General features: G+C 65.8%; 13 protein-coding genes. 5 read left to right on the top strand and 8 right to left on the bottom strand.

The annotated features are described in order from the left end of the window. Positions 1-10: 10 nt before the first annotated feature. Positions 11-1,519, bottom strand: coding sequence for a bifunctional 3-(3-hydroxy-phenyl)propionate/3-hydroxycinnamic acid hydroxylase (locus tag RPS27_RS28115; protein WP_212068518.1), 1,509 nt, complete (start codon positions 1,517-1,519; stop codon positions 11-13). A gap of 76 nt (positions 1,520-1,595) precedes the next feature. Next, on the bottom strand, positions 1,596-2,387 hold the full coding sequence (locus RPS27_RS28110) for a DNA-binding transcriptional regulator (protein ID WP_194402705.1): 792 nt from the start codon (positions 2,385-2,387) through the stop codon (positions 1,596-1,598). Positions 2,388-2,531: 144 nt separating this feature from the next. Here RPS27_RS28110 and RPS27_RS28105 point away from each other — a divergent pair, with 144 nt between their 5' ends. Continuing rightward, complete coding sequence (locus tag RPS27_RS28105; protein WP_212068519.1) at positions 2,532-3,515, top strand: VOC family protein; 984 nt, start codon at positions 2,532-2,534, stop codon at positions 3,513-3,515. Between the two features lie 43 nt (positions 3,516-3,558). Beyond that, the gene (locus RPS27_RS28100) at positions 3,559-4,521 is read left to right on the top strand and encodes an MBL fold metallo-hydrolase (RefSeq protein WP_212068520.1); all 963 of its coding nucleotides are present in this window, start codon (positions 3,559-3,561) and stop codon (positions 4,519-4,521) included. Between the two features lie 12 nt (positions 4,522-4,533). Here RPS27_RS28100 and RPS27_RS28095 read toward each other — a convergent pair whose 3' ends face one another. Then, positions 4,534-5,196, bottom strand: a complete 663-nt coding sequence (locus tag RPS27_RS28095; protein WP_194402702.1) for a response regulator transcription factor — start codon at positions 5,194-5,196, stop codon at positions 4,534-4,536. After that, positions 5,193-6,575 carry a HAMP domain-containing sensor histidine kinase gene (locus tag RPS27_RS28090; protein WP_212068521.1) on the bottom strand — a complete coding sequence of 461 codons (1,383 nt, stop codon included), beginning with the start codon at positions 6,573-6,575 and terminating at the stop codon, positions 5,193-5,195. The genes RPS27_RS28095 and RPS27_RS28090 overlap by 4 nt, the downstream gene beginning before the upstream one ends. Before the next feature lie 193 nt (positions 6,576-6,768). Here RPS27_RS28090 and RPS27_RS28085 point away from each other — a divergent pair, with 193 nt between their 5' ends. Then, the gene (locus tag RPS27_RS28085; protein WP_212068522.1) at positions 6,769-7,662 is read left to right on the top strand and encodes a DUF3280 domain-containing protein; all 894 of its coding nucleotides are present in this window, start codon (positions 6,769-6,771) and stop codon (positions 7,660-7,662) included. Here the strand turns inward: RPS27_RS28085 and RPS27_RS28080 are convergent. From RPS27_RS28080 to RPS27_RS28070, 3 genes are read right to left on the bottom strand one after another with little or no spacing between them, the layout of a single operon-like run. Then, positions 7,652-8,683 carry an L-idonate 5-dehydrogenase gene (locus RPS27_RS28080; RefSeq protein WP_212068523.1) on the bottom strand — a complete coding sequence of 344 codons (1,032 nt, stop codon included), beginning with the start codon at positions 8,681-8,683 and terminating at the stop codon, positions 7,652-7,654. The genes RPS27_RS28085 and RPS27_RS28080 overlap by 11 nt on opposite strands. A gap of 20 nt (positions 8,684-8,703) precedes the next feature. Then, on the bottom strand, positions 8,704-9,471 hold the full coding sequence (locus RPS27_RS28075) for an SDR family oxidoreductase (protein WP_211419256.1): 768 nt from the start codon (positions 9,469-9,471) through the stop codon (positions 8,704-8,706). 12 nt (positions 9,472-9,483) lie between these two features. Next, the gene (locus tag RPS27_RS28070) at positions 9,484-10,683 is read right to left on the bottom strand and encodes a mandelate racemase/muconate lactonizing enzyme family protein (RefSeq protein ID WP_212068524.1); all 1,200 of its coding nucleotides are present in this window, start codon (positions 10,681-10,683) and stop codon (positions 9,484-9,486) included. 183 nt (positions 10,684-10,866) lie between these two features. Here RPS27_RS28070 and RPS27_RS28065 point away from each other — a divergent pair, with 183 nt between their 5' ends. Continuing rightward, positions 10,867-11,631 carry a GntR family transcriptional regulator gene (locus RPS27_RS28065; protein WP_212068525.1) on the top strand — a complete coding sequence of 255 codons (765 nt, stop codon included), beginning with the start codon at positions 10,867-10,869 and terminating at the stop codon, positions 11,629-11,631. Positions 11,632-11,776: 145 nt separating this feature from the next. Further along, complete coding sequence (locus RPS27_RS28060; RefSeq protein WP_211419258.1) at positions 11,777-13,141, top strand: MFS transporter; 1,365 nt, start codon at positions 11,777-11,779, stop codon at positions 13,139-13,141. A 52-nt stretch (positions 13,142-13,193) separates the two neighbouring features. On the opposite strand, the gene RPS27_RS28055 is transcribed toward RPS27_RS28060, so the two are convergent. Beyond that, complete coding sequence (locus RPS27_RS28055; RefSeq protein ID WP_212068526.1) at positions 13,194-13,430, bottom strand: hypothetical protein; 237 nt, start codon at positions 13,428-13,430, stop codon at positions 13,194-13,196. Between the last annotated feature and the right edge of the window lie 66 nt (positions 13,431-13,496).

The raw sequence follows: 13,496 nt of genomic DNA, 5'->3' as shown, positions 1-13,496 counted from the left end.
AAATGCTTGGTCAGGCCGCGGACGGCACGTGGGTGAGAGGCGTGATGGCGCCGATGAGCTGGTCGAGTTCGATCTCGTTCCGCGCGGCGCCGCGCACATAGCGGTCGGGACGAACCAGTGCGGCGATGATGCCGTGCCGACTCAGCCACTCGCCGATGCCGGCGGAATCGTCGCTGGCCAGGATCTTGAGTCCCGCCTGTACAAGCGCCGGCCGCGAGGAAAGGGCAGAAGTGTCTGCGACGAGCAGCGCATGGCCGTAGCCCACCCGATCATCGCTGCGGCTGCCGTCCCGAAGCTCGAATTGCGGCGCCAGATCTCCTGCGAGCGGCATGTCGCGGGGCGCTAGTCCAGGTCCGAGCAGGGGCTTCCTCACCTCGAGCTTCACTGGGGCGTTCTCGCGAGCCTCGCCCGCAGCGAGACCCGCTTGGATCGCCTTGGTGTTGATCACGCCACCGAGACGGATGGCGAGTTCGATGAACTCGCGCACATGCGGGAGGCGCTCGCTCTGATAGGTGTCGAGCAGATCGGCCGTGGCGGCGCCCCGGATAATGGCGTCGAGCTTCCAGGCGAGGTTGGCGGCATCGCGGATGCCCGCGCACATGCCCTGGCCGAGGAAGGGCGGGGTTTGGTGCGCGGAATCGCCCGCGAGCAGCAATCTTCCATGCCGCCATTGCTTTGCGATCACGGAATGAAAGGTGTAGACCGCGGCGCGCTCGATCTCGGCATCGTCTGGCGTGACCCAGCGCGACAGCAATTCCCAGACCTTTGCCGGTTGCGCGATCTCGTGAGAATCCTCGTCCGCGAGAACCGTGATCTCCCAGCGCCGCCGCGTTCCGGTGCCGCGGACATAGGTCGCGGGCCGTCTGGGATCGCAATGCTGCAAGCTGTAATCGCCTAGATCGTCACGCGCTCGCTTGAGGAGCACGTCGATCACCAGCCATCGCTCGTGGAAGCCGAGATCGTCCATGCCGGAGCCGATGAAGCGGCGGACCAGAGACCGGGCGCCATCGCAGCCGATCACATAGCGGGCGCGGACCTCGGTGAGTTGTCCGTTCGTGAGGTCTTCGTAGCGGACGCGCACGCCATGCTCATCCTGATCGAGTGCGAACACATCACAGCGGCTGCGCAAGATGACGTGGGGAAAGCGGGCAAGACCGCCGATCAGGACATCCTCCAGATCCGGCTGGTGAAAGCGATAGCTGAGATGCCAGCCCATCGGCGTCAAATTCTGCGGCCGCGACCAGTCCAACAGCATCTTGCCGCCCGCGTCCAGAAACCGCATGCCGGGGCTGAGGATCACGTGGGGCAGGATGGCGTCGGCGAGTCCGATGGTCTGGAACACGCGCATGCATTCGTCGTCGAAATGGACCGCGCGCGGCAAATGATAGGTCTGCCCCTCGCGCTCCAGCACCAAGGTCCGGATGCCGCACAGGCCCAGCAGGTTGGCGAGGGTGGCGCCGACCGGACCACGGCCGACGATCACGACATCGAACTCTTCGGGGGCGGATCTATTTTGCATGGGGCCATCTCTTCCCCAAGCCGCGTCGCAGCATCAACGCCGCCGGCCGAAGTGTCCGCCCAGCGGACGGATCGGCCTAGACATCGACCGGAATGGCCGCAGCCGTCTCCTGAAGCTGCGCTGCAAATTGCGCAATTGCCTCGTCGATGCGCAGCGCCGAGCGAATCCAGATGATGGAGATGCAGCCGAAGACGGCTCCATCCCGCACGATCGGCACCGCGATCGACGCCGTCTTGGGGTTGAACTCGCCCTCGCTGCGGATCGCGTAGCGGCGCGCCTGCGTCTCGGCGATCATGCGGTCGAGCCGCGCTGCATCGAGGAACGGACGGTCGTCGGCCTCGTCGATGCGGCGCAGATGATTGATGATGAGGTCCCGTTCGCGCGGCGGGCAGGCGGCGAGATAGGCCCGGCCGGCGGAGGTGCGCAGCATCGGCAGGCGCTTGCCGATCATGCCGCGGTCGATCGAGAGCGGGCTGCGCGCGTGGGTGGTCTCCTGGACGACCATCGCAGCGTTCTCATACGTCGAGAGATCGACCGGCCAGACCAGGGTCTTGCTGAGCTCGGCAAGGTAGGGCGCCGCCCCCTGGCAAATCACCACGCCGGGATCGTAGCCGTCGCCGAGGCTCAGGGCTCGCCGGGTCACCCGAAAGCGGTCATCGCTGGCGCTGCGCGCGATATATCCCAGTTCCTCCAATGTCTCGAGCAGGCGGTAGACGGTGGGACGGGGCAGGTCGAGCGCACGGGCGACGTCGCCTGCGCGGATGCCGCCGGAGCGGTTGACCTCGCGCAGCACGTCAAGCCCGCGCTTGAAGGCGCGGACGCCTTCCGACTGCCGCGGCGCGCCCGGCCCCGTCCGCTCCTTGGACACTTCGCATTTCCTCCCTTGTGGTGCACGGTCCCGCGATTATCGTTGCGAACGCGAAGCGATTGCGGAACACCACGTTAAGATCGCGCGCTGCCGGTATCAAGCTCGCCGTCTTGCGGCGCACGCGATGCCTTCTGGAGGACTTCGATGGAAATCACCGCGCTCGGCTATATCGGCATCAACTCATCGCAGCTCGACCAGTGGGGCCGGATGGCAACGGGGCTGCTCGGCATGCAGCAGGTCGATCGCGGCGGCAAGATGCGCGCTTTCCGCATGGACGACCGCAAGCAGCGGCTCATCGTCGACGGCAGCAGTGACGCAGGCCTTGCGGTGATGGGGTGGGAAGTTCCGTCCACGGCAGAGCTTGATCAATTGGCGGGACGGCTCGAAAGCCAGGGCGTCAAGGTGACGCGCGGTGCGCGCGCGCTCGCCGACGAGCGGCATGTCACCGAGCTGATCTGGTTCACTGACCCCGCGGGCAATCGGCTCGAGGCTTTCTGCGAGCCGGAACTGGCGATCGAGCCGTTCAAGCCGGGCCGCCCCATCTCGGGTTTTCGCACCGGCGCGCTCGGCATGGGGCATGTCGTGCTCAACGTGGAGGATGTCGAGCCGCTGCTGCCGTTCTATCGCGACGTGCTCGGCTTCCACGTCTCGGATTTCGGACTGAAGCCGTATGGGTTGTACTTCTTCCACGTCAACGGCCGCCACCACAGCTTTGCGATGGTCGGCTCCGGGCGGAAGGCACTGCATCACTTCATGGTCGAGCTCGGAAGTCTCGACGATGTCGGGCAGGGCTACGACCTGGCACAGCTCGAAGAGGGCCGCGTCGCCTACACGCTGGGACGGCACACCAACGACCACATGACCTCATTCTATGTGAACACGCCGTCCGGCTTCTTCATCGAATATGGCTGGGGCGCGCGCGTCATCGATCCCGACACCTGGCAGCCGCACGAGACTTTTGACGGCCCGTCCCTGTGGGGACACGAGCGGCTCCATATGCCGGAAGAGCAGCGCAAGCGCCTGCGCGACATGCGGCTGGATGCAGCGGCCCGCGGCGTCCGCGTCGCCGACCCGCGCGTGCCGCCGCTGAACTGCGCGTGGCTGGACCAGGTGGTCGCGCGCGAATGAACGTGGCGACACTGCAATAATCTGACTCTCGGGGAACAAGACTATGCTCAAGACTATTTTGCGGGCAGGCGTCGTGCTGCTCGCGCTGACGATCGCCGCCTCGGCCGAACCGATCAAGGTGACGCTGCTCGGCACCGGGGTTCCGACTCCGCGTCCGACCAGCTTCAGTGCTTCGACGCTGGTGGAGGCAGGCAACGAGAAGCTGCTGTTCGATCTCGGCCGCGGCTCGACCATGCAGCTCTACAAACTAAAGATCCCGCTCGGCGCGATCACGGCGAGTTTCATCACCCATCTGCATTCCGACCACCTCGTCGGCCTTCCCGATATGTGGCTGACCGGCTGGCTCGCCACGCCCTGGGCGTCCCGCAAGGGACCGATGAAGCTCTATGGGCCCAAGGGCTCCGTCGCGATGGCGGAGAACCTGACAAAGGCTTTTGCCGACGACATCCGCATTCGTATCGATGACGAGCACCTCGATCCCGAAGCAATCAGATTTGCCGCAAAGGACATAGAAGCCGGGCCCGTTTACGACAGCAACGGTGTCAGGGTCTCCGCGATCGAGGTCAATCACGGCGAGAAGATCAAGCCGTCCTTCGGCTACGTCGTCGAGTATGGCGGCCATAAAGTGGTTTTGTCAGGCGACACCAAGTACGATCAGCGGATCGCGAAGGCGGCGGAGGGCGCCGATCTGCTGATCCACGAGGTCGCCGTGATCGAGCCGGAGCTGCTGGTCAAGAGTCCGGTCTACAAGGACATTCAGGCGCACCACACTTCGCCCGAGGAGGCGGGCCTGATCTTTGCGTCCGCCAGGCCGAAGCTCGCCGTATACTCCCACATTGTGTTCGGCACGGTGAAGCCCGTCGCCGACATTCCGGAGGAGCCGCTGATCCTGCGCACCCGTACGAGCTACAAGGGACCTCTGCTCGTCGGGCGCGACATGATGTCGTTCGCGATCGGCGACACGGTCGAGGCATTTGCACCCGATGGAACGCGGCTTGCGCCTTAGGCAGGTGACCGCTCAGGCTTCGCCGAGATCGGGCTCCGTCAACAGGCCCTGGCGCAGCGCGAGGCGGACCAGCTCGATGTCGGAGCCGACGCCGAGCTTGTCCTTGATCAGCGAATGCAGGTTCGCCACCGTCTTCGGGCTGACATGGAGCGTCTCGGCGATCTCGTCGGTCGTCTTCTCGGCGAGCAGCAGCCGCAGCACCTCGAACTCGCGTGCGGTGAGGACGTCGGCGGCCGAGCTTTCGCCGCCGAGCCGGCTCAGCGCCAGCTCGTGGTCGATGTCGGGGCTGATGGCGATCTTGCCGGCGAGCACGTCCATCACGGCGCGCACCAGCGTTTCCGGCGGACTGGTCTTGGTGACGTAGCCCCTCGCGCCGGCGCGGATCGCCTGCACGGCGAAGCCTGCATTCTGGTGCATGGTGAAGATGAGGATCCTTGCGCCCTTGTCCCACTGCCTGATCCGCCTGATCGCCTCGATCCCGCCGATGCCGGGCATGCTCAAATCCATGATGACGAGATCGGGCGTCTCGGACTTGTACAGCCGGTAAGCCTCCGCGCCGTCGGCCGCCTCGGCAATGACGCGCAGGCCCGGCTGCTTCTGCAGCACGGAGCGATAGCCTTCGCGGACCACGGAATGGTCGTCGACCAGCAGGATCGACGCATCGGCAGCACTCATGCCGCATGCTCCAGCACCTGCGGTTCGCCGGCGGCGAGCGGAATGACGACGCGCAGCGCCGAGCCCCCGTTCTGGCCGACTTCAAAGGTCATGCGGCCGCGCAGGGCGGCAACGCGCTCGCGCATGCCGAGCAGGCCCATGCCTGACTTGCTCGAGGCATCGCTGGGCCGGCCGTCATCGTCGATGGCAAGGGCGATCTCGTCTGCCGCCATCGTCAGATGCAGGCCGACCTTGGTGGCGCCGGCATGCTTGGCGGCGTTGGTGAGTGCCTCCTGCACGATGCGGTAGAGGTTGGCGCTGATCGTGGCGGGCAGGGTCTCGAACGCCCCCTCGAACTGGATCGTGAAACGCGTCTCGCCGCGGCTGCGTCCGTTCCAGCCCGCGACGAGGCCCTCGAGGCTGGCAACGAGTCCGAGCTCCTCGACATCGGGAGGCCGAAGCCGGAACAGCGCGCCGCGCAGCGTCTCCATCATGCCGGTCGCAGTGCGCGCGATACCGTCGCATTCGGACAGCAAAGCGGGGCAGTCCTGCGCGGCGGTCTGGCGGGCGGAGGAGGCCAGCGCGCGGATCGCGGCCAGCGACTGACCGAACTCGTCATGCAGCTCGCGGGCGAGATGGCGGCGCTCGTCGTCCTGCAGCGCGATCAGCTTGCGCGTCAGCTCGCTGCGTTCGGCCAGCGCATTGTCGAGGTTTTCGGCGAGATGGTTGAAGCCGTCGCGGATCGCGGAGAGCTCGGCGAGATCGAACGGCGGCAGCCGCGCCGCGAGGTCGTTGGCCGCGATCCGCTCGAGGCCGGTGCAGATCAGGCGGGTGGGGCGCAGCGCGCGCGCCAGCGCCGCGTAGACCAGCAGGCACAACAGCGGCAGCGCGATCGCCAGCGCAATCATCAGACGGCCGGCCTCGTGCCAGGCCTCCGCCGTCTGCACCGCGGGATCGACCGACACCACGGTCTCACCGAGCTTGGCGCCGCGCACGATCACGGGCCGCGCCGCCTCGCGGCCTGGGTCGAACAGGCTGCGATAGAAGGCGGTAAAGGCCTGCGGCGGCGGGCTCGCCGGAGCCGGCGCACCGCTGCAGAACCGCTGCAGCATCTCGCCGCTCGCGCCGCGGAAGGCCAGGCAGAGGCCGGGGGTCATCACATAGGCGGCGACGGGGTCGAGGTTGGGGAAGTCGCGCGGACCGGCCACCCACTGGATCTTGCCTTGCTGCAGCTCCAGCGATTTCGCCACGATCGCGGCGATGCTGTCGATGCGCGCATGGGCGTCGCGGTCGGCGGCGATCAGGAAATAGGCGGAGATCGCGGCGAAGCAGGCGGCCGTTATGGCCGCCACGCGCAACGTCAGACGGACCTTGAGATCGAATCTCGGGCGGTTCCACATCGGGGAGCACCTTGCGCGAACGGTTTTGTCGCCTCGGCATTAAACGGCAGAACGCCAGCCACGCAAAGCACCACGCGTTACCGCAGTGCAACGTCGTGAAATTTTCCCGGGGCTCCCCGGGACGCCGGCCGTTGCAGGGCCCCGGCCTGCCGCGGAGATTTTGCGAACCGCCTGTTCTCGCGAGGCCCCGCTCATGCACCTCTCCCGATCGATCCTTCCTGCTCTGCTCCTCTTCGTCCTGCCGTGTGCGCCGGCTGCCGCCGAGGCCGCCATCGGCGTTGCCATGGACGATTTCAGCTACACCGACACGTCGGCCGAGCCGGCCAACCAGACCGCGGCCCACGAGCGGCGGCTGTCTGCGTTCATGGCCGCGCTCAGGCGGGACATCGGCGAAGGCGGGCGCTACCGGCTGGTGGCCTCCGCCCAGGACGGGGCCGCGTTCAAGGTGATCGGCGGCATCCAGAAGACGAGCACGCTGGTGCAATGGGCCAAGATCGCGGTGATCGACGTCGGCGCCAAGAAGCTCGTGATGGACAAGCTCTACACCTTCCGCGGCGACAATGACGAATCATGGGAGCGTGCCGAGATCTTCGTCTCCCGGGAGGTCATGGCGGCGCTTGCAACGCCCGCGCCGGTTGCGCTGGCCGTGTTCGATTTCGAGCTCGAGGACATGACGGCCGCGTCAGTCGGTGCCTTGGCCGCTTCAGACGTATCGAACCTGGCCGACGTCACCGGCGGCGTGCGCGACGTCCTCGGCCAGTCCGGCCGCTACCGCATCGTCGACGTCGGCGGCGCGGGCGGCGAGGCAGTGAAGGCGCGCGCCTTGCGCGACTGCGGTGGTTGCGAGGCCGCGATTGCGAAACAGCTCGGTGCGGATCAATCGCTGATCGGCGTGGTGCGGCGGGTCAGCCGCACCGAATACACGCTCGGCTTCCAGCTGCGCGATGCCGGCACCGGCGCGGTTTTAGCGCGCGGCGACAGCGGCTTGCGCCTCGGCGCGGACTATTCCTGGAAACGCGGTGCGGTTCGGCTGGTCAGCGACCGGCTGATCGAAAGCCAGCAGGCCGCCGAAGGAGCTAGAAAGTAAGCTGCACCTTCATCGACTGCGAGCGGTCGCTGGCGAGCTCGAAGGCGGCGACCGCGTTCTCGAACGGCATGGTGGCCGTGATCAGCGGCTTGACGTCGATCAGGCCTTCGCCCATCAGCCGCACCGCGAGCTCGAACTCGGGGTCGAAGCGGAAGGTGCCGCGCAGCTGCAATTCCTTGGCGACGATGGAATTGATCGGCAGCGTCATCTCGCCGCCGAGGCCAAGTTGCACCAGCGTCGCGCCGGGCCGCAGGACGTCGAGGGCGGCACGCAGCGCCGCCTGATTGCCGGAGGCCTCGAACAGCGTGTCGAACACGCCCTTGCCGGCGCGCCAGGGATCGAGCGCCGTGGCATCGGCCGCGACGTTGATGGCGTGCGTCGCGCCGAGTTTTCGCGCAACCGCGAGCGGCGCCTCGGCGACATCGGTGACCACGATCTCGGATGCGCCGCCGAAGCGCGACACCAAAATCATCAGCGCGCCGATCGGGCCGCACCCGGTGATCAGCACGCGCTTGCCGAGCAGGGGGCCGGCCTGCTTGCCGGCGTGCAGGCATACCGCGAGCGGCTCGGCGACCGCGGCTTCCGCAAGCGAGAGCTTGTCCGCGATCGGCACGGCCTGCGTGGCGTCGACCGTGATGAATTCGCGGAAGCCGCCCTGCACATGGGGAAAGCGCATCGCGCTGCCGAGGAAGCGCATGTCGAGGCACTGGTTGCGCATGCCTTCCTGGCAATGCAGGCACACCCCGCACGGCTTGCTTGGATTGACCGCGACGCGTGTGCCCGGCTTCACGGCCGTGACGCCATCACCGACCGCAGCGACCACACCGGCGATCTCGTGGCCCAGCGCCATCGGCTGCTGGATGCGCACGACGCCGAAACCGCCGTGATGATAGTAATGCAGGTCGGAGCCGCAGATGCCGCCATTGGCGATCTTGACGCGGACCTCGCCCGGGCGGGGCGCCGGATCGGGATAGCTGTCGATCCGCAGATCCTTGGGGGCGTGGATGACGACGGCGCGCATGGCTTGCTCCTGTTCGCGGGTCACATCGCGGCGATCATGCCGCCATCGACATAGATGATCTGGCCGTTGACGTAGGTAGAGGCATCCGACGCCAGGAAGATCGCGGCGCCCACCAGCTCGTCCGGCTTGCCCCAGCGCTTGGAGGGAATGCGGCCCATCAGCCAGTTGTTGAAGTCGGTGTTGTTGACCAGCGCCTCGTTCATGTCGGTCAGCATGTAGCCGGGGCCGATCGCATTGGCCGTGATGCCGTGCTGGGCCCATTCCACCGCCATCGAGCGGGTCAGGTTCTTGATGCCGCCCTTGGCCGCGGTGTAGGGCGCGATGGTGGGGCGGGCGAGCTCGCTGCCGAGCGAGCCGATATTAATGATCTTGCCGTGCTTGCGCGGGATCATGCGCTTGGCAGCTTCCCGGCCGATCACGAAGGCGCTGGTGAGGTTGGTCTCGATCACCTTGCGCCATTCGTCGGTGGTGAACTCGACCAGCGGCTTGCGGTGCTGGATGCCGGCATTGTTGACGACGATGTCGACTGCAATGCCCTTTTTGTCGAAATCGTTGAAGGCGGCGACGATCGCGGGCTCGTCGGTGACGTTGAACGCGGCGCCCTCGGCCTGGTGGCCGGCGGCGCGAAACTCGGCGACGGCCTGCTCGACGCGTTTGGGATCGACGCCGTTGATGATGATCTTCGCGCCGGCCTTCGCCATGCCCTCGGCGATGGCGCGGCCGAGGCCGCGGGACGAGCCGGTGACGAGCGCGGTGCGGCCGGAGAGATCGAACAGGGAAGTGCTCATGTCGGAAGGTCCTTAGACGTTGGAGCGACGCACGATGAGATCGGAGCGCTCGAATACGGCGGGCAGAAGGTCGACGCCAAGGCCAGGGCCTTCCATCGGGAAGACATAGCCATCCTTGATCACGGGCATCGTGGTGACGAGCTCATTGTACCAGCCCTTGTAGAAGGCGCGCACCGATTCCTGGATCAAGGTGTTGGGCTGGCTGAACGACATGTGGATGGCGGCGATGAAGCCGATCGGGCCGATGCAGTCGTGAGGAGCAAAGGGGCGGTGATAGGTCTCGGCCATGGCCGCGATCTTGCGCCCTTCGGTGAGGCCGCCGGTCCAGCACAGGTCCGCCATCACCACATGCATGGCGTCGCGGTCGAGCATGTCCTTGTAGGGGAAGCGCGAGCCCAGCGTCTCGCTGGCGCAGACCCAGACGTCGGTGGAGCGGGCGTATTCAGCCAGCGCCTGCGGCGAGTTCATCCGGATCGGGTCCTCGTACCAGGTCGGTTTGAAGGGCTCGAGCGCGCGCGCGATCTGCTTGGCGGTCGGCAGATTCCACAGCGAATGGAGCTCGACCATGATCTCCATCTTGTCGCCCACCGCTTTGCGGATCTTCTCGAACGGCTCGATCGCCTGCTTCATCTGCGCGGCCGTGATGTAGAGGCCCTTGTTCTCCTGCGCCGCCGGATCGAACGGCCAGATCTTCATCGCCGAGATGCCGCTTTCGAGCAGGCTTTCGGCCAGCGCATCGGCACGGTTCATGAAGCCGTCGAGGTCTTCGTAGGGTCCCTTGGCAGCACCGAGATTCCAGTTCGAGACCGGGCTGATATTGGTGGACCGGACATATTGCGTGCCGGCGCAGGTGTTGTAGATGCGCTGCTTGTCACGGCAGAGGCCGCCGAGCATCTGGTGCACCGGCTGGCCGCAGACCTTGCCGAACAGGTCCCACAGCGCGATGTCGATCGCGGACGCCGCGCGATATTCGACGCCGGTGGAGGACTGCGCCATCGGCAGGTTGAGCATATCGCGGTGAATCGCTTCGATATGCAGGGGATTGCGGCCGAGCAGGCGGCCGGCAAAGGTGTCGTGGATCTGCGCTTCGACGGCGCCCGCGCCGTAGAAGGTCTCGCCGAGACCGATCACGCCGGTGTCGGTGTGAACGCGCACCCAGATGACGTTGGAGAATTCCTCGGTACGCAGCGTCTCGATCGACGTGATCTTCACGGTCACAATCCTCCCGTCGGGCACTTAGCGCCCTGTTGTCATTTTCGGGCCGCGCTTGGCGGCGGGGCGAGGGCAGTCTTACGCCCGCTTGTAATATATCACAACATGTTTTAAGGATGTCACAAACACGACGCCTCGGAGCGAGGCGCCCCGCCCGAGAACGCGGGTGGACGGGAGGACGACATGGCAGGGCGCAAACGCGCGCTCGAAGTGGTGAGGAGCGACGACGGCGAGGGCAGGCCCTCCCGGCGCAACCGCGTCAATTTCTTCGAGCTGGCCTACCAGAAGATCGAGGAGCTGCTCGTCCATTGCGAGCTCAAGCCCGGTCAGTTCATGACCATGCTGGAATTGCAGGAGATCACCGGCTTCGGCCGCACGCCGGTGCATCACGCCGTCAACCGTCTCTCCGCCGACACGCTCATCGTCATTCGTCCGCGCCACGGCCTGCACATTGCGCCGATCGATCTGGCGCGCGAGCGCATGCTGCTGGCCTTGCGCCGCGACATGGAGCGTTTCGTGGTTCGCCTCGCGGCCGATCGCGCCAGCCTCTCGCATCGCAATCAGGCGCTGCATATCGAGCGGCTCCTGCGTGAGCGCCGCGCCAGCCTGACCCTCGACGAATTCAACAGCATCGACCGCCGCATCGACGCGCTGGTGCTGGAGGCGGCCGGCGAGCCGTTCCTGGTGCACACGCTACGGCCGCTGCACACGCTGTACCGGCGCATCGGCTACATCCACCACCGCTTCATGCCCGGACAGGCCGATCTATCCGGCACAATCGACCATCATCTCGGCATTCTCAACGCAGTCGCCAACCGCCGCGTCGAGGACGCGGTCAAGGCGAGCGATGCACTGATCGACTACATGGGCGAGATGTTCAACGGCATGGAGGTGGGGATCGACCCGCGCTTGCTCGATTGCAGCATCGAGCCGCTGCTCGGCACGTAAAGCGCGATGAGATCAGGATGGATCGTCATCGCGCTTTAGCTTGTTGTTTGAGCATGATCCGCTCGGAAAACCGCTGCGCACTTTGCGCCAGCGCGGCCCTTCGGATCCGGACCATGCTTTGAAAGTCTTGAAGAGAGGACCAGACATGTCAACGACGGCGATGCCACAACCGACCGCGAGCGAAGCCGCGGTCCGCTACCTCATCACGAACTACAGTCCCAAGGGCAACAAGGTCGGCTGGCTGATGATGGCCTCGATCCTGGTCGAGGCCTGGGATCTCTATTCGATCGCCTTCGTGCTGATCTTCATCAAGGAGCAGTTCAATCCTGATCCGCTAATGCTGGGCCTTGCCGCGGCCGGTACGCAGGGCGGCGCCCTGATCGGTGCGCTGCTCGGCGGCTGGCTCTCCGACAAGATCGGCCGCCGCGTCATGTTCCTGGCCACGATGGTGCTGTTCATCGTGCTGGCGCTGGCGCAGGCCTTCGTGCCCGATATCACCTGGCTCATCGTGATCCGCTTCCTGCTCGGCATTCCGCTCGGCTCGGACATCTCGACCGGCTACACCTACATCATGGAATCCATGGCCAAGGGTGAGCGCGAGGTCATGGGCAACCGCTGGCAGTTCATGTTCGCGGTCGGCGAGGTGCTCACCATCGGCGTCATTGTGATTTTCCTCCTGATCGACATGAACCACGAGACGCTGTGGCGCGTGACGCTCGGCCTCGGCGCGCTGCCGGCGCTGATCATCCTGATCATGCGGCACGACGTGCCGGAGACGGCGGTGTGGCTGGTGCAGAAGGGCCGCTACCGCGAGGCCAAGCAGGTCGCGCGCGAGATGTTCAACGACAATCTCGACATGCTGCCGGACCAGGACGTCGAAGTGCCGAAGGTCTCGACCCGCGCATTCCTCGCCGACCTCAAGAAGGATCCGATCCGCTGGCGCGCCACGCTTTACGGCTGGATCGCCTGCTTCGTGCAAGCCAGCGAATTCTCGACCTTCGCGTTCTATCTGCCGGTGCTCTTCGTCATGGTCGGCGTGTCGAGCGTGCTCGGCATCAATCTGGTGACGATGGCGCTGTTCTCCTTCGCCGCTCTGTCGGGCTGGGTCGGCCCGCTCCTGACGCCGAAGATCGGCCACCGCGGTATCTCGATCGCGGGCTTCTCGATCGTGCTGGCCGCGCTGCTGGTCGCGGCCTTCGCGCTCTATACCGACAACAAGATCCTGCTGCCGTTCGCGGCTGCCGCCATGCTGTGGGGCCATTACTGGGACGCGTCGAACTGCATGACGATCCCGACCATGGTCGCCAAGCCGAAATATCGCGGCACCGCCAGCGGTTTCGCCTACATGTTCGTGAAGCTGCCGTCGTTCCTGGCGATCTTCCTGTTCCCGACGGTGTTCGCGGCGATCGGGCAGGCGAACGCCACGCTGATGGTCGCGATCTTCCCGTTGATCGGATTGCTCGCCGCGATCTTCATCCTGCCGGAAGTCTACGGCTACGAGAACGACTGACGAAGCGTTGCCCGGTCGCGGCCATGGCCGCGATCGGGCTCCATTCCCAGGACTACGGGCTCAGGAAGACCGGATCAATCCCGGCGCCATGGCCGAGCAGGCCGAGCGCCTGCAACTGGGCGCTGTGCAGGTCGACCTCCACGATCGCGAACAGGGTCACCAGCACCACCACCGCGAGGAGCAGCAATGGGTGGGACGTCTCCGCCTGGCCCTGGCGTGGCGCGGTGAAGCTCTGAAACGAACGACGCAGGGAAAAGCTATGGGGCAATGCCTTTGACTGGATCTGCATGATGGATCTCCTTGCCGCGCCCTATCAGGCTGCGCGACAAGTTGAAGTATAGCTCCAGCCTCAGCG

Source organism: Bradyrhizobium sp. WYCCWR 12699 (genome assembly GCF_032144035.1).
GTDB lineage: Bacteria > Pseudomonadota > Alphaproteobacteria > Rhizobiales > Xanthobacteraceae > Bradyrhizobium.
The sequence above is the reverse complement of the archived record's forward strand: the minus strand, read 5'-3'. Positions and strand labels throughout refer to the sequence as shown.

What these genes read in the sequence shown, in the direction of transcription:
- RPS27_RS28115 (WP_212068518.1), bottom strand. Translation starts at nt 1,519, where the DNA reads ATGCAAAATAGATCCGCCCCCGAAGAGTTCGATGTCGTGATCGTCGGC.
- RPS27_RS28105 (WP_212068519.1), top strand. Translation starts at nt 2,532, where the DNA reads ATGGAAATCACCGCGCTCGGCTATATCGGCATCAACTCATCGCAGCTC.
- RPS27_RS28100 (WP_212068520.1), top strand. Translation starts at nt 3,559, where the DNA reads ATGCTCAAGACTATTTTGCGGGCAGGCGTCGTGCTGCTCGCGCTGACG.
- RPS27_RS28095 (WP_194402702.1), bottom strand. Translation starts at nt 5,196, where the DNA reads ATGAGTGCTGCCGATGCGTCGATCCTGCTGGTCGACGACCATTCCGTG.
- RPS27_RS28090 (WP_212068521.1), bottom strand. Translation starts at nt 6,575, where the DNA reads ATGTGGAACCGCCCGAGATTCGATCTCAAGGTCCGTCTGACGTTGCGC.
- RPS27_RS28085 (WP_212068522.1), top strand. Translation starts at nt 6,769, where the DNA reads ATGCACCTCTCCCGATCGATCCTTCCTGCTCTGCTCCTCTTCGTCCTG.
- RPS27_RS28080 (WP_212068523.1), bottom strand. Translation starts at nt 8,683, where the DNA reads ATGCGCGCCGTCGTCATCCACGCCCCCAAGGATCTGCGGATCGACAGC.
- RPS27_RS28075 (WP_211419256.1), bottom strand. Translation starts at nt 9,471, where the DNA reads ATGAGCACTTCCCTGTTCGATCTCTCCGGCCGCACCGCGCTCGTCACC.
- RPS27_RS28065 (WP_212068525.1), top strand. Translation starts at nt 10,867, where the DNA reads ATGGCAGGGCGCAAACGCGCGCTCGAAGTGGTGAGGAGCGACGACGGC.
- RPS27_RS28060 (WP_211419258.1), top strand. Translation starts at nt 11,777, where the DNA reads ATGTCAACGACGGCGATGCCACAACCGACCGCGAGCGAAGCCGCGGTC.
- RPS27_RS28055 (WP_212068526.1), bottom strand. Translation starts at nt 13,430, where the DNA reads ATGCAGATCCAGTCAAAGGCATTGCCCCATAGCTTTTCCCTGCGTCGT.